The sequence below is a fragment of the Sphingobacterium gobiense genome (assembly GCF_002980575.1).
Classification (GTDB): Bacteria; Bacteroidota; Bacteroidia; order Sphingobacteriales; family Sphingobacteriaceae; genus Sphingobacterium; species Sphingobacterium gobiense.
On the sequence record NZ_PVBS01000002.1, the window covers coordinates 143,568 to 159,980 of the forward strand.

The 16,413-nt window shown below is 40.8% G+C and carries 20 protein-coding genes; 12 read left to right on the forward strand and 8 right to left on the reverse strand.

Annotation, left to right across the window (positions count from 1 at the left end):
• The first annotated feature begins 64 nt into the window (after positions 1-64).
• Genes secA through C5749_RS09820 form a run of 5 tightly spaced genes read left to right on the forward strand, consistent with a single transcriptional unit; the run spans position 65 to position 6,104 of the window.
• Entirely contained in the window at positions 65-3,370 is a 3,306-nt protein-coding gene (gene secA / locus C5749_RS09800) for a preprotein translocase subunit SecA (protein WP_105725584.1), read from the forward strand.
• Between the two features lie 15 nt (positions 3,371-3,385).
• A complete protein-coding gene (locus C5749_RS09805; protein ID WP_105725586.1) occupies positions 3,386-3,838 on the forward strand; it encodes an SPOR domain-containing protein in 453 nt (150 codons plus the stop codon).
• A gap of 17 nt (positions 3,839-3,855) precedes the next feature.
• Positions 3,856-5,043, forward strand: a complete 1,188-nt coding sequence (locus C5749_RS09810; protein ID WP_105726976.1) for a M20 metallopeptidase family protein — start codon at positions 3,856-3,858, stop codon at positions 5,041-5,043.
• A 4-nt stretch (positions 5,044-5,047) separates the two neighbouring features.
• Positions 5,048-5,611: a thiamine diphosphokinase gene (locus C5749_RS09815; protein ID WP_105725588.1), complete on the forward strand. Its 564-nt coding sequence runs from the start codon at positions 5,048-5,050 to the stop codon at positions 5,609-5,611.
• Between the two features lies 1 nt (position 5,612).
• A complete protein-coding gene (locus C5749_RS09820) occupies positions 5,613-6,104 on the forward strand; it encodes a GNAT family N-acetyltransferase (RefSeq protein WP_105725590.1) in 492 nt (163 codons plus the stop codon).
• On the opposite strand, the gene C5749_RS09825 is transcribed toward C5749_RS09820, so the two are convergent.
• Positions 6,093-7,403: a M20/M25/M40 family metallo-hydrolase gene (locus C5749_RS09825; protein WP_105725592.1), complete on the reverse strand. Its 1,311-nt coding sequence runs from the start codon at positions 7,401-7,403 to the stop codon at positions 6,093-6,095. The genes C5749_RS09820 and C5749_RS09825 overlap by 12 nt on opposite strands.
• Positions 7,404-7,528: 125 nt before the next feature.
• Here C5749_RS09825 and C5749_RS09830 point away from each other — a divergent pair, with 125 nt between their 5' ends.
• From C5749_RS09830 to C5749_RS09845, 3 genes are all read left to right on the forward strand, one after another.
• Entirely contained in the window at positions 7,529-7,843 is a 315-nt protein-coding gene (locus C5749_RS09830; protein WP_105725594.1) for a rhodanese-like domain-containing protein, read from the forward strand.
• A gap of 249 nt (positions 7,844-8,092) precedes the next feature.
• Positions 8,093-9,517 (forward strand): Glu/Leu/Phe/Val family dehydrogenase, encoded by a 1,425-nt coding sequence (locus tag C5749_RS09835; RefSeq protein WP_105725596.1) that lies wholly within the window; start codon positions 8,093-8,095, stop codon positions 9,515-9,517.
• Positions 9,518-9,875: 358 nt separating this feature from the next.
• Positions 9,876-10,088 carry a DUF6358 family protein gene (locus C5749_RS09845; protein ID WP_105725600.1) on the forward strand — a complete coding sequence of 71 codons (213 nt, stop codon included), beginning with the start codon at positions 9,876-9,878 and terminating at the stop codon, positions 10,086-10,088.
• A gap of 38 nt (positions 10,089-10,126) precedes the next feature.
• On the opposite strand, the gene gcvT is transcribed toward C5749_RS09845, so the two are convergent.
• The 5 genes from gcvT to C5749_RS09870 all read right to left on the reverse strand — a co-directional run bounded on the left by gcvT (position 10,127) and on the right by C5749_RS09870 (position 13,749).
• Positions 10,127-11,209: a glycine cleavage system aminomethyltransferase GcvT gene (gcvT, locus tag C5749_RS09850; RefSeq protein ID WP_105725602.1), complete on the reverse strand. Its 1,083-nt coding sequence runs from the start codon at positions 11,207-11,209 to the stop codon at positions 10,127-10,129.
• A 200-nt stretch (positions 11,210-11,409) separates the two neighbouring features.
• Positions 11,410-12,087 (reverse strand): pseudouridine synthase, encoded by a 678-nt coding sequence (locus C5749_RS09855; RefSeq protein ID WP_105725604.1) that lies wholly within the window; start codon positions 12,085-12,087, stop codon positions 11,410-11,412.
• Positions 12,087-12,461 carry a DUF4359 domain-containing protein gene (locus C5749_RS09860; RefSeq protein ID WP_105725606.1) on the reverse strand — a complete coding sequence of 125 codons (375 nt, stop codon included), beginning with the start codon at positions 12,459-12,461 and terminating at the stop codon, positions 12,087-12,089. The genes C5749_RS09855 and C5749_RS09860 overlap by 1 nt, the downstream gene beginning before the upstream one ends.
• Before the next feature lie 18 nt (positions 12,462-12,479).
• Positions 12,480-12,998: a DUF4112 domain-containing protein gene (locus C5749_RS09865; protein ID WP_245893699.1), complete on the reverse strand. Its 519-nt coding sequence runs from the start codon at positions 12,996-12,998 to the stop codon at positions 12,480-12,482.
• A gap of 19 nt (positions 12,999-13,017) precedes the next feature.
• Positions 13,018-13,749 carry an SIMPL domain-containing protein gene (locus C5749_RS09870; protein ID WP_105725608.1) on the reverse strand — a complete coding sequence of 244 codons (732 nt, stop codon included), beginning with the start codon at positions 13,747-13,749 and terminating at the stop codon, positions 13,018-13,020.
• A 147-nt stretch (positions 13,750-13,896) separates the two neighbouring features.
• Between C5749_RS09870 and C5749_RS09875 the strand changes: the two genes are divergently transcribed.
• The gene (locus tag C5749_RS09875; protein ID WP_093364840.1) at positions 13,897-14,088 is read left to right on the forward strand and encodes a cold-shock protein; all 192 of its coding nucleotides are present in this window, start codon (positions 13,897-13,899) and stop codon (positions 14,086-14,088) included.
• A gap of 137 nt (positions 14,089-14,225) precedes the next feature.
• Here C5749_RS09875 and C5749_RS09880 read toward each other — a convergent pair whose 3' ends face one another.
• Positions 14,226-14,711, reverse strand: coding sequence for a DUF805 domain-containing protein (locus C5749_RS09880; RefSeq protein ID WP_219847961.1), 486 nt, complete (start codon positions 14,709-14,711; stop codon positions 14,226-14,228).
• A gap of 35 nt (positions 14,712-14,746) precedes the next feature.
• Positions 14,747-15,472, reverse strand: coding sequence for a DNA repair protein RecO (recO, locus tag C5749_RS09885; protein ID WP_105725610.1), 726 nt, complete (start codon positions 15,470-15,472; stop codon positions 14,747-14,749).
• 183 nt (positions 15,473-15,655) lie between these two features.
• On the opposite strand from recO, the gene rpmB reads away from it, so the two are divergent.
• The 3 genes from rpmB to C5749_RS09900 all read left to right on the forward strand — a co-directional run bounded on the left by rpmB (position 15,656) and on the right by C5749_RS09900 (position 16,341).
• A complete protein-coding gene (gene rpmB, locus C5749_RS09890; protein ID WP_105725612.1) occupies positions 15,656-15,889 on the forward strand; it encodes a 50S ribosomal protein L28 in 234 nt (77 codons plus the stop codon).
• A gap of 67 nt (positions 15,890-15,956) precedes the next feature.
• Positions 15,957-16,139 (forward strand): 50S ribosomal protein L33, encoded by a 183-nt coding sequence (gene rpmG, locus C5749_RS09895; RefSeq protein WP_002998409.1) that lies wholly within the window; start codon positions 15,957-15,959, stop codon positions 16,137-16,139.
• A 40-nt stretch (positions 16,140-16,179) separates the two neighbouring features.
• Positions 16,180-16,341: a DUF4295 domain-containing protein gene (locus C5749_RS09900; protein WP_105715361.1), complete on the forward strand. Its 162-nt coding sequence runs from the start codon at positions 16,180-16,182 to the stop codon at positions 16,339-16,341.
• The last annotated feature ends 72 nt before the right edge of the window (positions 16,342-16,413 follow it).

Consider the following 16,413-nt stretch of genomic DNA (forward strand, 5'->3'; position numbering starts at 1 on the left):
AAAATGTCTGTAAACATCGTGTTGGAGCCATTATTGCACGGCGATATACGGAGATAAAAATATTATGTTAAAATTTTTAAGTAAATTATTTGGCAGCAAGTCAGAACGAGATATCAAATCCATACAACCCATTGTAGATAAGATCAAAGAGGAGTACGAGAAGCTATCGTCGTTAAGCCATGACGAATTGCGGGCGAAGACAACCGATTTTAAAAACCGAATCAAAGCGTATTTGGCTGATATAGACGAAGAAATGACGTCTTTAAAAGCAGAGGCTGACGAGGAAGGTGTAGAGATGGGTAAAAAAACGGAACTTTATGAGAAGGTAGATAAACTCGCTAAAGATAGGGATAAGAAACTCGAAGAAGTGTTGTTGGAAATCCTACCCGAAGCTTTTGCGGTGGTAAAAGAAACTGCTCGTCGGTTTACAGAAAATAAAGAAATAGAAGTAACAGCAACCGACCTTGATCGCGAATTAGCAACACTCAAGCCGAATGTAATTGTTGAGGATGGTAAAGCAATATGGAAAAACGCCTGGATAGCAGCCGGCACGGAAGTTACCTGGAATATGGTGCATTATGATGTACAGCTTATTGGTGGTGTTGTATTGCATCAAGGTAAGATTGCGGAGATGTCCACCGGTGAGGGTAAAACGCTAGTTGGTACACTGCCGACTTACTTGAATGCATTGTCAGGGCAGGGCGTACATATCGTGACGGTCAACGACTATTTGGCTCGTCGTGACTCGGAATGGAACGGCCCGTTATTCGAATTTCACGGAATGCGTGTCGACTGTATCGACAAACATCAGCCCAACTCACCACAGCGTAGGAAAGCATATTTATCCGATATTGTGTACGGAACAAATAATGAGTTTGGTTTCGACTATCTGCGCGACAATATGACACAAACACCGGATTCTATGGTGCAGCGTAAACTGCATTTTGCGATGATTGATGAGGTTGACTCTGTTTTGATTGACGATGCACGAACGCCATTGATTATCTCCGGCCCAATCCCACGTGGCGATCAGCATGAATTTTATCAACTAAAGCCGCGTATTGAACGATTAGTAAATGCGCAAAAAGCATATATAAATACGGTTTTTAACGAAGCTAAAAAAGCCATTTCCAACGGAGATTCCGACGTAGAAGGAGGCGGGATGGCATTGTTACGTGCTTATCGTGGTTTGCCTAAAAACAAGGCACTGATTAAGTTCCTATCCGAAGGAAACCACAGACAATTGCTGCAGAAGGTGGAAAACTACTATATGGCAGAGCAAAGCCGCAATATGCCTAAGGTGGACGCAGAGCTGTTTTTCGTGATAGATGAGAAAAACAATCAGGTTGAGCTTACTGAAAAAGGTATCGAACTGATTACCGCTTCCGGTGAAGACCCTACTTTTTTTATTATGCCCGACGTGGGATCTGAAATAGCCGATATCGAAAAACTAGAGCTATCACTAGAGGAAAAGGCACAGAAAAAAGAAGAGTTATTGCGGGATTACGCGATTAAATCAGAACGTATCCACTCTATAAATCAATTGCTTAAAGCGTATACCTTATTTGAAATTGATGATCAATATATCGTGGATGAAGGTAAGGTTAAGATTGTTGACGAACAGACGGGCCGTATTATGGAAGGACGCCGTTATTCTGACGGTTTGCACCAAGCAATCGAGGCAAAGGAAAATGTAAAGGTAGAAGACGCAACACAGACGTATGCAACGGTTACCTTGCAAAATTACTTCCGTATGTATCACAAGCTTGCAGGGATGACCGGTACGGCATCGACAGAAGCAGGTGAGCTTTGGCAGATTTATAAATTAGACGTTGTAGAAATTCCGACAAACCGGCCTGCGGCACGCGATGATCGCCAGGATTTAATTTACCGTACGGCGAGAGAGAAATACAATGCGGTGGCACAGGAGATTCAAGCCTTGACAGAGGCAGGAAGACCAGTACTAGTCGGTACAACCTCCGTGGAAATTTCGGAATTGCTTAGCCGGATGCTGAAACTGCGCGGTATCAAACACAATGTGTTAAACGCGAAGCTCCACCAAAAGGAGGCGGATATTGTCGCGGAAGCAGGACGCCCTGGGCAGGTAACGATCGCTACCAACATGGCGGGTCGTGGTACGGATATTAAGTTGACAGAGGATGTTATTAAAGCTGGAGGTTTGGCGATTATTGGTACAGAACGACATGAGTCTCGTCGTGTAGACCGTCAGTTGCGTGGACGTGCCGGTCGTCAAGGAGACCCAGGTTCTTCCCAATTCTTTGTTTCTTTGGAAGATAATCTGATGCGTTTATTCGCTTCCGAACGGATTTCTAACATCATGGTGAAAATGGGTGTGGAAGAAGGCGAAGTGATGCAACACAGCATGTTGACGAAATCGATTGAAAGAGCGCAGCGTAAAGTGGAAGAAAACAACTTTGGTATTCGTAAACGCCTATTGGAATACGATGACGTGATGAACTCCCAACGTACCGTAATCTATACCAAACGTAAGAACGCGCTGTTTGGTGAGCGACTGGACGTTGATTTGAATAACACGATTTACGATGTTGTAGAAGATATTGTTTCCGGAGCGAAAGAGGGAGGAACCTACGAGGAGTTCCAAATCGAGGTTATCCGTTTGTTTGCCGTTAATCCTGAAATTACGGAGGAAGAGTTTACGCAAAGTGGCGTAGCAGCGTTGACCGATCGACTATTCCAACAGATCATCATACATTATCAAAATAGGGCGCAACAAATAGCAGAGCAAACACTTCCTGTATTAACCAATGTGTTAGCTGAACGTGGCGCTATGATAGAAAACGTTGTCATTCCGTTTACCGACGGTATTCGTGGCATACAAGTTGCGACTAATTTGCAGAAGGCAGTAGAATCTCACGGAAAGGAAGTTTTCAGGTCGTTCGAAAAAGGAATCGTTTTAGCATTAATTGATGAGGCATGGAAAGAGCATCTTCGTGAAATGGATGATTTAAAGCAATCCGTACAAAATGCTGTCTACGAGCAAAAGGACCCGATTATTATTTATAAAATGGAGGCCTACAATCTGTTCAAGAGCATGCTAGCTTCGATGAACAAAGAAATTGTAAGTTTCTTATTTAAAGGAGAAATTCCAGGTCAGCAACAGGAGCCACAAAATGTGCGGGAAGCACGGCCGATACAAGCTCAGCCAGCACAGCTTAGGGCGACTAAAGCGGAGTTGGCTTCACCGACGGGGGTCTCCGCGGAAGATAAGGATACACGTGAGCAACAGGTGACACAACCTATACGCAAAACGGAAACCGTGGGTAGAAATGACGAATGTCCTTGTGGCTCGGGAAAAAAATATAAAAACTGTCACGGAAAAAACGGGTAAAAAATTTTACGGAAGATGTTACATAAAGGATTGATAATTGGTTTTGTACTCATTGGATTAACGCAGCTTAGTAAAGCACAATCGGGAATCGTTGAAGTAGAAAAGGATTCTTTGATTAATCTCTTGCAGGAATTCAGAGCAGAAAACGGTATCAATCCTAGTACCTCCCGTATGATTAGCTTGGGATCGAAAGTGGTCGATAAAAAGAGCGGCAAACGGGTAAAAGTACGCGGATTTCGTGTGCAGATATTTTCTGGATCGAGCCGGAGTGATGCCTATGCTGTACAATCTAGATTTCAGACGTCATATAAAGACATAGGAAGCTATGTAAGCTATGATGAACCAAATTATCGAGTCAAGGTCGGCGATTTTAGAAGTCGGTCCGAAGCGACGAGTTTTATGCGAGAGCTACGCTCCCAATATAGCAATGTGTTCGTCTTCACCGAAGACGTTTGGGCGTATGAATAAGGAGAAAAACCATGTCCATGTTGAAAGAAAAGATAAAACAACTTGCCGAAGACTTCTTTGAAAAGACGGTCGGGTTTAGACGCCATTTGCATCAACATCCTGAATTATCGTTTGAAGAATACGAGACATCTGCTTTTGTCAAACAGCAACTGGACAGCTTGGGTATTGCTTATGAGCGTATGGCAAATACAGGTGTTGTGGGGCTGATTCATGGCGAAAAACCGTCGTCTAATGTACTGGCGCTTCGAGCAGATATGGACGCTCTTCCTATACAAGAGGTGGGTGGCCGTCATTATGGGTCACAAAATGTTGGTGTTATGCATGCCTGTGGGCACGACGTGCATACCTCTTCGCTACTCGGCGTTGCATCCATATTGCAAACCTTAAAAAGCGAATTTGGAGGCACCATAAAACTTATATTTCAGCCCGGAGAAGAACGTTTGCCCGGCGGAGCTTCCATTATGATTAAGGAAGGGGTTCTGGAAAATCCCACACCTACAGGTATTATCGGCCAGCACGTTATGCCCTTTATCGAAACAGGCAAAGTCGGTTTCCGTACAGGAAAGTACATGGCGTCCTGTGACGAACTTTTTATGACCGTGAAGGGTAGAGGCGGACACGGAGCACATCCACATCAAAATACAGACCCAATAGCAATTACAGCACAAATTATTACCGCTCTTCAGCAAATAGTTAGCCGAAATGCAGACCCAAGAATACCAACGGTTTTGTCTTGGGGCAAGATAGTGGGAAATGGTGCTACCAACATTATTCCTGACGAAGTATATTTGGAAGGTACATTCCGCACATTTGACGAAAAGTGGCGATCGGAAGCCCATAAGTATATGGTCAAGATGGCAACAGGTATCGCGGAAAGCATGGGCGCAATCTGCGATTTCGAAGTACGAAAAGGATATCCATTCCTCATTAACGAGGAGAAATTGACAACATCGTCCCGCACTTTTGCTGTAGAGTATCTAGGGGAAGAAAATGTTGTTGAACTGGATATATGGCCGGCAGCAGAAGATTTTTCTTATTATTCGCAAGAAACCAATGCCTGTTTTTATCGATTGGGAACCGGAAATAAAGCCGCTGGAATTTCGTCAGCTGTGCACACACCAACCTTTGATATTGATGAAAATGCGTTGAAAGTGAGTATAGGCTTAATGTCGTATATCGCGCTACGACAACTTGGCGAAAAGTAGATAAATGTCTTCACATCATATTATTAGAGAGAATCAGGAACCTGCTTTAATCGTGGCTGCTTATGAAGCGCTCGATGAAGAATATATGGGACAACTTCTAGAGTGGAGCCCGACGATAATAGCCAACGATGATACCATAGATTTCTTTTTAGCTGCAGACATTAAAGTGGACGTGGTATTCAGCAAGCAAGAAATAACGTACCGGCAAGAGCAAATCAAAAAATTTCCAGCAAAAAATGGGATAATACCCGATGCACTGGATTATCTTATTCAACACGACCACAAAGCCGTCAATATCGTGTGTGATGCTCCGGATGACATACTAGCATCCTATTGTGCATTAATCAATATCGTTGTGTTGTCTCATGGGATACGTTACGTATATATTCGTTATCACTACGAAAAATGGAAACAAGCAGGCACGCGTATTTTCGTTCCCGAAAACCGGCTCAAATCACTGGTCGGGCTTAAACATACTAACCCGAATGAGTTTGTCACTGAGCAGGACGGTTTTATCTATCTGGAATTTAACACAGATGAACATGTTTGTATAGGCGAAGAAATTTAAAATGTACACTATTCGAAAAGTAAGCCGGGAAGAAGCTACAGTAATCCATCATCTAGGGACAGAAGTATACTATACGACGTACACGGCTATCTTAAGTCCTGCTCAAATAGATTTCATGTTGCGTAAAAATTATAGCCCCGAAGCCATTCAACAATCTATGTTAAATGGACAAGATTTTTATCTTATCTTCCAACAAGAGATACAGCCCTTGGGTTTTATGGCGCTTCAAAAGAAGAGTGAAGACATTTTACGCATAGAAAAGCTATACCTTTTAAAAAGCAGCCAAGGATTGGGTTTAGGTAAAAAATTAATTGACTTCGCGGTGGAAAAAGCTAGGGAACTTAATTGTTCGGTAGTTGAGCTTAACGTAAATAGAGGAAATAAGGCATATTACTTCTATCTCAAACAGGGATTCCAAGTGATGAAGGAAGTGGATATACCTTATTATGATTACGTCCTCGATGATTACGTAATGCAGCGACTAGTCCGCTAGCTTCTCTACTCGTGATGGTGTTTGTGTTCCCGTGACGATTCCGATGACACCTTTGGCAATGGCCTCGATGCTTGATTTTATATTTCGAATATCTAAAGTAGAAAGCTCATCTTTTACGGTGTGGTAATATTCGTCTTTATCAATCTGCGAAGTGGAGAAAGTATGCGCCGGAACACCCAAAGCGGCTAATACTGCATTATCGCTTCGATAAAAGAGGTTTTGTTTCGAATAAGGGTCGGGATGAAAGGTAAACGTCGTCCCCTTCACGTTTTCCTGCATCAGTTCTGCCAGATTGGAATGATGATATCCTGTTACATACAGGGTATTGGGTCCGAATTTTGAATCTTTGCCGATCATTTCGATATTAATCATGGCCATTACTTTATCTGCGTCAATATGATTGGAGAAATATTTAGAACCAAACATACCGATCTCTTCGGCTGTAAAAGCAACAAAAATTAGCGTACGTTCATTGATATCTTCCTTTTTGAAATGTTTGGCCAACGCTATCATGGCCGTTGTGCCGGAGGCATCGTCATCCGCCCCGTTGGCGATAGAATCCTTTCCTAAGGGGTCGAGGATACCAATATGATCGTAATGGGCGGAGAAAACAACAAATTCGTCTGCTTTAGATTTTCCTGGAATAACAGCCGCAACATTAAATAATGGAAAATCTTCGTGTACGGTGCGAGCTTCTACTTGAAAACTTACGATCTTCTTTTTCTTGATGGCAAACACCTTACTTGGGCTATCGGTTACACTTGCTTGTTTTGGAATGATGTTTTCACGTGAAAGTATTTTTTTGAAACGTGCTAGCATAGGAGCAAAGGACGGATCTACCCAAATGATGTTGTGGTTTGGGTTATTCCGGACGATATCACGGAAACGCGTAGAGAAATCTTCTCCTGCACGGATTTCCATGATTTCGATTTCCGAATCTGTATTCCAAGACAGGTTCGAAGTATTGTTCAATATAATAAATTCATCTATTTTCAATGCTTTTCCATTAATCTCAATAGACTCATTTTCCGTAAAAACTTTCGTGACCTCAAAGGTTTGACGGTAATTGTCTTCGGCATATGGCTGTAGACCCGCTTGGCTGAATTCTTCTGCAATAAAATCTGCTGCGCGGGCAATATCAGGAGTTAATGCTGCTCTTCCTCGCATGTCGTCATCGGCAAGTGTTGCGATAATCCGTTCCACGTCCGTCGTCTCCACTATTTGGGCCGTAGTGAAAGTTGAGCATACCACGAGTTGTATGATGGATGGAAAAGCCCATCGTAGAAGTTTGTGTTTCATAGTACAATAATAGGTATAGTTAGGTGTAAAATCTACATGGTGCACTTGAAAGTATTATATTATGTGCAATTAAATTGCATATAAAAATGAAATTAATTAGGTTTGATAAAAGAAAAGTATAAAACATGAAAGAAGTAACAGTTCAGGAACTCAAAGAAATGATGGACCGCAATGAGGATTTTCAACTTATTGACGTGCGTGAACCTTTTGAATACGAAGTTTCTAATCTAAATGGCTTAAACATTCCGTTAGCAGGGATCGTAATCGAGTCCGACAAGGTTTCGAGAGACAAGCCCGTCATTATACAATGCCGTAGTGGAAAACGCAGTGCCCAGGCGGTTATGTTATTGGAACAGCAGGGGTTTGATAATTTAGCCAATTTGACAGGCGGTATTCTAGCTTGGAAAGAAGAAATTGATCCAGAAATGGATGTTTATTAAAGGTTTCTAGCAACAATTGTAAAAAGGAGAGGATAATCTCCTTTTTTATTTTTTCAAGAAAGTTGCTTCTTTTTAAATAAAATTGCGAGCAGACATTACTGTTTTTATATAAAAAAAAACAAAAAGCAGATTCCAACAAGAAAAACGTAAATATTTACTGCTGTTCGTATTTTGTGCTTAACTCCACCAAAGTTTATTAATTTTAAAGCATAAAGCAATAACCAACATAAATATATAAATAAGCATGTTATGGGTATAACGAATACAGCAAATAACAGTTTCTTTGAAAGCGTTCAACGGAATTTTGACAAGGCCGCTCAGTTCACACGATTTGATCAGGGTATAATAGCCCAGATTAAAGCCTGTAATTCTATTCTTCGAGTAAAATTTCCCGTTAAGATCGGCGACAGTATTGAAGTCATCGAAGCCTATAGGGTGCAGCATTCCCACCATAAGCTTCCTTGTAAAGGAGGAATTCGCTTCAGCATGGAAGTGGATCAAGAAGAAGTAATGGCATTGGCTGCGCTCATGACATACAAATGTGCTATTGTAAACGTTCCTTTTGGTGGAGGAAAAGGTGGGATAAAAATCGATTCGCGTAAATATTCTGCTTTTGAGTTGGAGAAGATAACGCGTCGGTATACATCTGAATTATGCAAGAAAAACTTTATCGGTCCGGGCATAGACGTTCCTGCACCAGATTATGGTACGGGGGCTCGCGAAATGAGCTGGATTGTTGATACCTACTCCTCACTTAACCCCACAGATATAAATGCTCAGGCCTGTGTCACGGGTAAGCCTCTTTCACAAGGAGGTGTACATGGCCGGACGGAAGCAACCGGTTTGGGCGTATTTTTCGGAATACGTGAGGCCTGTTCGTTTCAAGAGGATATGGAAAAACTGGGCCTTGCGACGGGTATCGCGGGCAAGCGGGTCATTGTGCAAGGATTAGGAAATGTGGGTTATCATGCTGCCAAGTATTTTCAGGAAGCAGGAGCAAAATTAGTCGGACTAATAGAATATAACGGCGCCATTTATGACGAAAATGGATTGGATGTTGACCAAGTACAAGCCCATAGAGAGACGACAGGAGGTATTCTTAATTATCCGAATGCAATTAATTTTTCAGATCCTGCAGAAGGATTGGAGCAGGCCTGTGATATTCTTATTCCTGCCGCTTTGGAGAGCGTTATTCATAAGGATAATGCAGAGCGAATCCAAGCTAAAATTATTGGTGAAGCGGCTAACGGTCCCTTGACCTCAGAAGCAGACACAATTTTGAACAGAAAGGGTGTTTTGGTAATTCCGGATATTTATTTGAATGCCGGCGGGGTAACAGTATCCTACTTTGAGTGGTTGAAAAACCTAAGCCATGTTCGTTACGGACGTCTTGAAAAACGTTTTAGTGAGAATATGTATAACGAGCTCATTGATATTATCGAATCTACAACAGGAAAACGGGTGTCTGATCTAGAACGAAAAATGGTTTTGCGGGGACCCAGTGAAATAGATCTTGTTCATTCGGGGTTAGAGGATACCATGGTAGACTCCTATCGCGAAATTCGAGAAATTTATAGAAACCGAGAGGGAGTAGAGGATTTACGGACAGCGGCGTTCATCTGCGCTATCGACAAGATAGGTGTCGCATATGAGCAACTGGGCATTTTCCCTTAATGTATTAGTAGAGACGCAATGCATTGCGTCTCTACTAGATTATGTATTTTTGCGGGATGAAGAATCTCATTCATCAGACCCAGCAAGCATTTTATTTTAGCTTAGGCTTCTACATCCTAGCATTTATATTGTGGATGTTGAACTTTTCCCTAGCTCACATCTTGATAAGCATTGCGTTACTATTATCTTTGCTGTGGACCTTTTTGGTTTTGCGGGAAATTATGCTCTCTGTAAAGTTGACAAACACGGAGCGATTATTGTTAATCATTTTTATCATCTTTGGTAATATTATAGCCGGAGCAGTTTATTTTTTCTTTCTGCGCGAAAAGGTGATAGGGAAGGCTATTAAAAAATAAACATGACAAAGTATTTTATTTTAAATATTGTTTTAAATCTTGCCATTGCATTTTTGGTGTATAGTGGTATCATGTCCTTTCAATCGGGAAACCATCTTTTTTTATTCATATCCATAGCCTTGCTGGTTGTATTGATTTACCTGAAGGTAGTCTTGTTAAAAGTAGTGAAGAAAAGCGTACGGGAGGGGAAACAGCCGCTGAAAAGAAAAAAGTAGAGACGCAGCGTTTGCATCTCTACGGATATTTTATATTCCTATTTCACAAAAGGTGGTTTTCTCACGCGGGCCTTTACCGCTTGGTTTCGGATGGATATATGTATATCCGTTCCTTCTTTAGCAAAGGCTTTGTCCACATAGCCCAAACCAATAGATTTTTTCAGCGTTGGCGATTGTGTGCCAGATGTAACGCGTCCAATCTTATTGCCGTCCGCGTCAACAATTTCGTAATCATGACGAGGGATCCCGCGTTCAAGCATTTCAAAACCCACCAATTTCTGCGCAACACCGTTTTCTTTTTCAGCTTTTAAGTTTGCACTGTTTACGAAATCGCTGGTGAATTTTGTTACCCAACCCAACCCTGCGGCGAGTGGAGATGTGCTTTCATCAATATCGTTGCCGTAAAGGCAAAATCCCATTTCCAAACGTAGCGTGTCTCGGGCTCCTAGACCGATTGGTTTGATGCCGTATGCTGCTCCGGCTTCGAAGATTGCATCCCATACTTTCTTAGCATCCTCATTGGCTACGTATATTTCAAATCCACCGGCGCCGGTATAACCCGTCGCTGATACCAGCACATTAGCTACGCCTGCAAATGTGCCTTTTTTGAAAGTATAATAGGCCATCTCTGCCAATTCAATATCGGTCAGGGATTGTAATGCTTCGGTTGCTTTCGGACCTTGAACGGCAAATAAGGATGTTTTATCCGAAATATCCTTCATTTCTACACCATAGGTGTTATATTTACTAATCCAGTTCCAGTCTTTCTCTATATTGGACGCGTTTACGACTAATAAGTAAGTGTGTTCATCGATACGATAAGTTAGAAAATCGTCTACAATTCCTCCTGTTTCATTCGGTATATACGCGTATTGAATCTTGCCGTCGTATAGCTTAGAAACGTCATTGGAAGATATCTTTTGGATTAAATCTATCGCATTTTCACCTTTTAGGATAAATTCACCCATGTGACTTACATCGAAAACACCCACTGCGGTGCGTACGGTTTCGTGCTCATCGTTTATTCCTGAATATTGAACGGGCATGTTGAACCCGGCAAAAGGCACCATTTTAGCACCAAGCGCTATATGATGCTCGGCTAACGCAACGTTTTTAATCATGATAATCTAAATTTTTCCAAACCTAACGAAATTCATTTTTATATACAATAATCGCATCTGTATATAAACTGATTTAGCTAGCTCTCTTCCACCATTGAAAATATCTTATTAGAGGAAATTTAAACAAAAAAGGACCATTCAACGCCTGGATAGTCGGCCATTTTCAATTCACGCAAACGATTTACGTTACCTCTTTGTATTTATAAATCCAAAATTTGTCGTACACGGATAAATTCCGAGAGTGTAGGCGCTTCAATATTGATTTCTTGCTGAGTCCGCGGATGCCGAAAAGCTAGTTCTTTCGCATGGAGCATCATGGTGTCCATGGAAAACCGCTCTTTCCAAAGCTTGTTTTGTTTATTGCAGCCATGAGGTCTATCACCTAGGATGGGGTGGAAAATATGAGCGAAGTGCTTACGGATCTGGTGCATTCTGCCTGTCTCGGGCCTTACTTCCACTAATGAGTATCTAGAAGTAGGATGTTTTCCAAAAGGGAGATTAATCTCTGCGTGGGATAAGGTTCGGTAATGCGTAACGGCATCTTGTAAAGCACCATTTTCCTTGCAGAGAGGGTAGTCTATCGTCCCTTCGTCATCGGTATAACCTCGCACAATAGCCCAATATATTTTTGTTACATTCTTGTCTGCAAAGAGTTGCTGTGTGCGTGAATCCATTTCTTTATTTCGCGCGAAGAGGAGGATACCACTGGTTTTGCGGTCTAAACGATGGACAGGGTATACGGTTTGTTGTATCTGATCCCGTAGAAGTTGTAATGCGAATTCAGAGGCGTCGGCCGCAATAGACGATCGGTGTACCAATAAACCAGGTGGTTTATTAATGGCCATTAGATCATCATCTTCATATAGAATATCCAGCATTATAACCCCTCTTTTATCATTTTGGCTATTTCTGTAGCTTTTTCATCTATTTTGGGGCTAAGCCAGATCGAGCCGAACGCTCCACCCCCAATTGTATTTTCTTGACGACCAATTTGTATTTTCGTGATGGAAAAAAGATAGTAATTCTCTATTTTCACATGGTTTTGCATGAATTGGTCGATTAACGTATTTCCAAAAAGTTGTATACCAAAATCCACTACTTGTTCGTTTTGTTTGCCTGCCTGTTGTTTAAGAAGCATGATAGCTTTTTCCCGCACTATTTTTTCGTGTTGCTCCTGTTTTGGGTTGCTGAAGAAGGCTATAAGCATGAGTACAATCATGCTGAGGGCGAATATTCTTGTTTTACTCATCATAAAGGACAAAAGTAGCGATTAGTGTGCAATGATTCCGATTATCCATTCACCAAAGAGCCATAAGAGATAAAATAGGAAGATACAGAGCGTAAGTAAGACGATAAAAAGGACTGTCAATATCCCTTTAGCACTGCCTTCATGTTTGCCATCATGATAGTGCTCTTTTAGGATCTTGACATTGCGTTTGTTCGCTTTGAAAAAGAAATCGAAGATATTCCCTAGAACAGGAATTGAACCTATAATGGCGTCAAATATTGTATTTAGCAGCATTTTGACTGCGGCTTTAGAACTCACGCCGTTTCGGAACATAACCAAGACTAACAATACGGATGTCGCAAAGGTGGTGATTGGTCCCAGAATTGGGAAGAAATTAAGTAAAGGGTCGAGTCCGAAGCGGAATCCCCCAACTTTGAACTTACTATCTAATAGGGTGGAGACTTGCTCCACCCATCTTAGTTCTCGTATTCTTTTTTCTTTTTCAAAAGAAAGATTGTTTTTCATACAGCGGTATGGATTCGTCTTTATTGTGATATCCATGAGCTTGCTTCACTCGGTTTTATAAAAGCTCGAAGATACCATCAATGTTACAGGCAAGCTTAATGGGGCGCACATTGATGTCAAGATTCTCTCCAGTACCTGCCGAAGTAGCATCTGCCATTTCCGCTTTTGCCGACATAGCATACATACGCGGAGTTGGTAATATATCGTTCCAGCCAAATGAGCTGTTGTCGTTGATGGCGAGTACCTTTCCGATTTTATCACCGGTCGCAGTAGCAATAATTTCCGCGTTGGTACGGGCATCCTGTACCGCCGCCACTTTCAACTCTTTCTCAATCTGTCGCTTTTGAGAGTGATCGTAGCCATTTATAGAAGTGTTTTGTATGCCTTTGGGATCTACTTGATCTAACATGGTGTTCAACCCGTTGAGATTGGACACTTTGATCCTATACTGTTTCGCTTGCAGTAACTGTTTGTTTTCTTTTTTCTTCGAACTATCATAATTGTAACTATAGATATTTTGAATATTGAAATCCTCTTTTTTAACACCGATAGCCAATGCAGCATCATAAAGTTGCTTTTCCAGTGTTTCGATATCGACTTTATTTTTGGTGTTGCCATCGACAAAGTATTCTCTTAACGAAATGGAAATATAAACAATATCAGGCGTTACCTCTTTTTCAGCATACCCTCTCGTGGAGACTCTTCTACTGGATTCGAAATTATTCGTTTGTGCACTGGACATGGATACCATACAGACAGCTAAGATTAAAACGGTTATTTTTTTCATTTTATTTGTTTTTATTGTTACTAATACAAAATTGTATGCGTATTGTTTGACGGAACAAGCCTCATTTCGTTTAAAATTGAAAATAAATAAAGAGACATTAAAAATAAATTTCTACCTTTAGAAACAATACATAATAATAATACAATAATGCAAGAAGGCGTAGTAAAATTCTTTAATGAAACCAAAGGTTTCGGTTTCATTATTCCTAACTCTGGCGAGAGTGAAATTTTTGTTCACGTGTCAGGATTAGTAGACAAAGTCCGTGAGAACGATCATGTATCTTACGAAGTAGAACAAGGCCGTAAAGGTCTTAATGCGGTAAATGTAAAGCTTATCTAATTTAGATTTCAAATATATTTATTGTAAAGGGCTGTTTTCCGAAGAGGAAAGCAGCTTCTTTTTTATACCCTGATTTAGGTTATAGCAAAAGCCAGACACTATTTTTTATTTCTAGGTCTGGCTTTATATTTATACGTTTATGCGTCAGGGTTGTTTCGAAATGTGCTGTCATCTGGCGTTGGTGGGAAGTTACCAAATGGATTTGGGCCATCCCCACTTTCTTTCGGGTCTGGCCCAAATTCGTTAGGGCCTTTGTCTCCCTCCTTTATCATTAGATAAAGAAAGTATAAGTTGATAAGGGGGATAAAGGCGAAAACAATGTACCATGTGGGACAACCTGTATCGTGAAGACGGCGTACACCTACAGCCAGACTAGGGATGAGCAGTCCAAGCGAAGCAAGACCCATGATGCCATATACCAATCCGCCCAATATAGAGCTGATATAAGCAAGTATACCCCCCACAATACTGATCGCAACATAGATTAGCCAAGTAAATAGAACGAACATCCAGAATTCCTTTCTGCGCGCCCGGCCATCGAAATTAGCATAGTTTTCTTTTAATGTTTTTAGGAACCAGTCCATAATAGTAGATTTAATTAAAGTAAATAATTTTATTGCCATGTTAAAAATAACAATAAAAAAGTTACATCGCACGTTTACGTGAATATTTCTTCCAAAATGTATAGTGAATTTACTTGCCCGAAGTTTTCCGTATGAAGTCTATAGAATATCAGCACTTTTTCTATCAAGTATTTTCTATCATCTTTATTCATTTTAATGCGATGTGATTCTCCGAAATCAGTTTGCAGCAATTGCAGAAAAACGGATGTATGTGGTTCCTGCAGGACGTGGCCATGTGCGGGAAGGTTCTTGTCAAATACACCTTCTAAAAGATTAAAGTAGGGATATTTCAGGCTATGATGGTGCAACGGCAAGAAACCGAGAAATCGACATAACTTAATCAAGAATATTAAGTGAAAATTTGCTAGGCGTTGATCCGTTTCATCCAGCCATATAATCGACTGCTGTAGGAAGTTAAAGAGATAGGCGTCCGGCGACTGGTGATGAAGCACCTTGTATAGTATCTCGTTCAGAAATAGCGCAATGGATGATTTTGTGATATCCATGGGGATTTCTTTCAATACGGGGCGGGGATGTACCTCTTTGATGCGCTGTAAGCCGTTACTTTCCTTATGATAGACAACAAGGTCTAGAAGGTGCAATGGTTGGAAGAGGTTCGCTGGAATCCGCGCTTTAGGTTTTCTCGCACCGTTTATAAGATAGGACTGCATGCCAAACGTCTGCGTGAAGATGTGGGCGACGATACTGTTATCTGCATAGTTGGTCGTCTTGAGAGCAATTCCGTGCGTTTTGTGAAGCATCTTATGTCTAAAAGGACAAATATACAAAAAAGGAAAGGCATCCCTTTACCTTAAAATACATGTGAATTGTGGAAAACTTTAAAAATATTAATTCATTGCTTGCATTTCACAAAAGAAATATGGATATTTGCAAACTCTTTGTGAAAAGAGCGATTGGAGAAACAACATTAAAAATCAAATATCATGTCAAGAATTTGTGATTTAACAGGCAAGGCGGCATTAACAGGAAATAACGTTTCGCACTCAAACGTTAAAACTAAACGTAAGTTTTATCCTAACTTACAAACTAAACGTTTTTATCTTCCAGAGGAAGATCGTTGGGTTACGCTAAAAGTATCTACTTCGGCTATCAAGACGATTAACAAAAAGGGAATTACAGCAGTAATTGATACATTTATCAAAAAAGGATTTATTTAATCGTTACCGCCTGTTATCAAAAATATTCATGAAATCTGATCCCTAGGGATTAAAATAAAGTAAAACAATGGCAAAAAAGGGAAATAGAGTACAAGTAATTTTAGAGTGTACTGAGCACAAAGAAAGTGGCCTTCCGGGAATGTCTCGCTATATCACCACAAAGAACAAAAAAAATACGACAGAGCGATTAGAATTGAAGAAATTCAATCCTGTGCTTAGAAAAGTAACTGTTCACAAAGAAATTAAGTAATTAACGCGTAGAGCATTAGCTCATTTAAAAATATAAGACAATGGCAAAGAAATCGGTTGCATCGTTACAAAAAGGAGGTGGTAAGGAATTTACTAAGGTTGTCGTAACTACTAAGTCTGCCAAAACGGGAGCTTATACCTTTAAAGAAGGTATGGTTCACAATGACAAAGTGAAAGATTTTGTAGCAGAAGCTGCTAAATAAGTTGCGCAACAGCGATTCCTTTTTAAAGTTTTCTTTAAAAAATAAGAGAAGCCGTTTTGGTATTTACCGAAA

Coding starts and splice junctions, on each gene's coding strand:
- C5749_RS09860 (WP_105725606.1), bottom strand. CDS start 12,461: ATGATGAGTAAAACAAGAATATTCGCCCTCAGCATGATTGTACTCATG.
- rpmG (WP_002998409.1), top strand. CDS start 15,957: ATGGCAAAAAAGGGAAATAGAGTACAAGTAATTTTAGAGTGTACTGAG.
- C5749_RS09875 (WP_093364840.1), top strand. CDS start 13,897: ATGCAAGAAGGCGTAGTAAAATTCTTTAATGAAACCAAAGGTTTCGGT.
- C5749_RS09900 (WP_105715361.1), top strand. CDS start 16,180: ATGGCAAAGAAATCGGTTGCATCGTTACAAAAAGGAGGTGGTAAGGAA.
- C5749_RS09805 (WP_105725586.1), top strand. CDS start 3,386: ATGTTACATAAAGGATTGATAATTGGTTTTGTACTCATTGGATTAACG.
- C5749_RS09815 (WP_105725588.1), top strand. CDS start 5,048: ATGTCTTCACATCATATTATTAGAGAGAATCAGGAACCTGCTTTAATC.
- gcvT (WP_105725602.1), bottom strand. CDS start 11,209: ATGATTAAAAACGTTGCGTTAGCCGAGCATCATATAGCGCTTGGTGCT.
- secA (WP_105725584.1), top strand. CDS start 65: ATGTTAAAATTTTTAAGTAAATTATTTGGCAGCAAGTCAGAACGAGAT.
- C5749_RS09855 (WP_105725604.1), bottom strand. CDS start 12,087: ATGCTGGATATTCTATATGAAGATGATGATCTAATGGCCATTAATAAA.
- C5749_RS09830 (WP_105725594.1), top strand. CDS start 7,529: ATGAAAGAAGTAACAGTTCAGGAACTCAAAGAAATGATGGACCGCAAT.
- rpmB (WP_105725612.1), top strand. CDS start 15,656: ATGTCAAGAATTTGTGATTTAACAGGCAAGGCGGCATTAACAGGAAAT.
- C5749_RS09870 (WP_105725608.1), bottom strand. CDS start 13,749: ATGAAAAAAATAACCGTTTTAATCTTAGCTGTCTGTATGGTATCCATG.
- C5749_RS09810 (WP_105726976.1), top strand. CDS start 3,856: ATGTTGAAAGAAAAGATAAAACAACTTGCCGAAGACTTCTTTGAAAAG.
- recO (WP_105725610.1), bottom strand. CDS start 15,472: ATGCTTCACAAAACGCACGGAATTGCTCTCAAGACGACCAACTATGCA.
- C5749_RS09820 (WP_105725590.1), top strand. CDS start 5,613: ATGTACACTATTCGAAAAGTAAGCCGGGAAGAAGCTACAGTAATCCAT.
- C5749_RS09835 (WP_105725596.1), top strand. CDS start 8,093: ATGGGTATAACGAATACAGCAAATAACAGTTTCTTTGAAAGCGTTCAA.
- C5749_RS09880 (WP_219847961.1), bottom strand. CDS start 14,711: ATGGCAATAAAATTATTTACTTTAATTAAATCTACTATTATGGACTGG.
- C5749_RS09845 (WP_105725600.1), top strand. CDS start 9,876: ATGACAAAGTATTTTATTTTAAATATTGTTTTAAATCTTGCCATTGCA.
- C5749_RS09825 (WP_105725592.1), bottom strand. CDS start 7,403: ATGAAACACAAACTTCTACGATGGGCTTTTCCATCCATCATACAACTC.
- C5749_RS09865 (WP_245893699.1), bottom strand. CDS start 12,998: ATGGATATCACAATAAAGACGAATCCATACCGCTGTATGAAAAACAAT.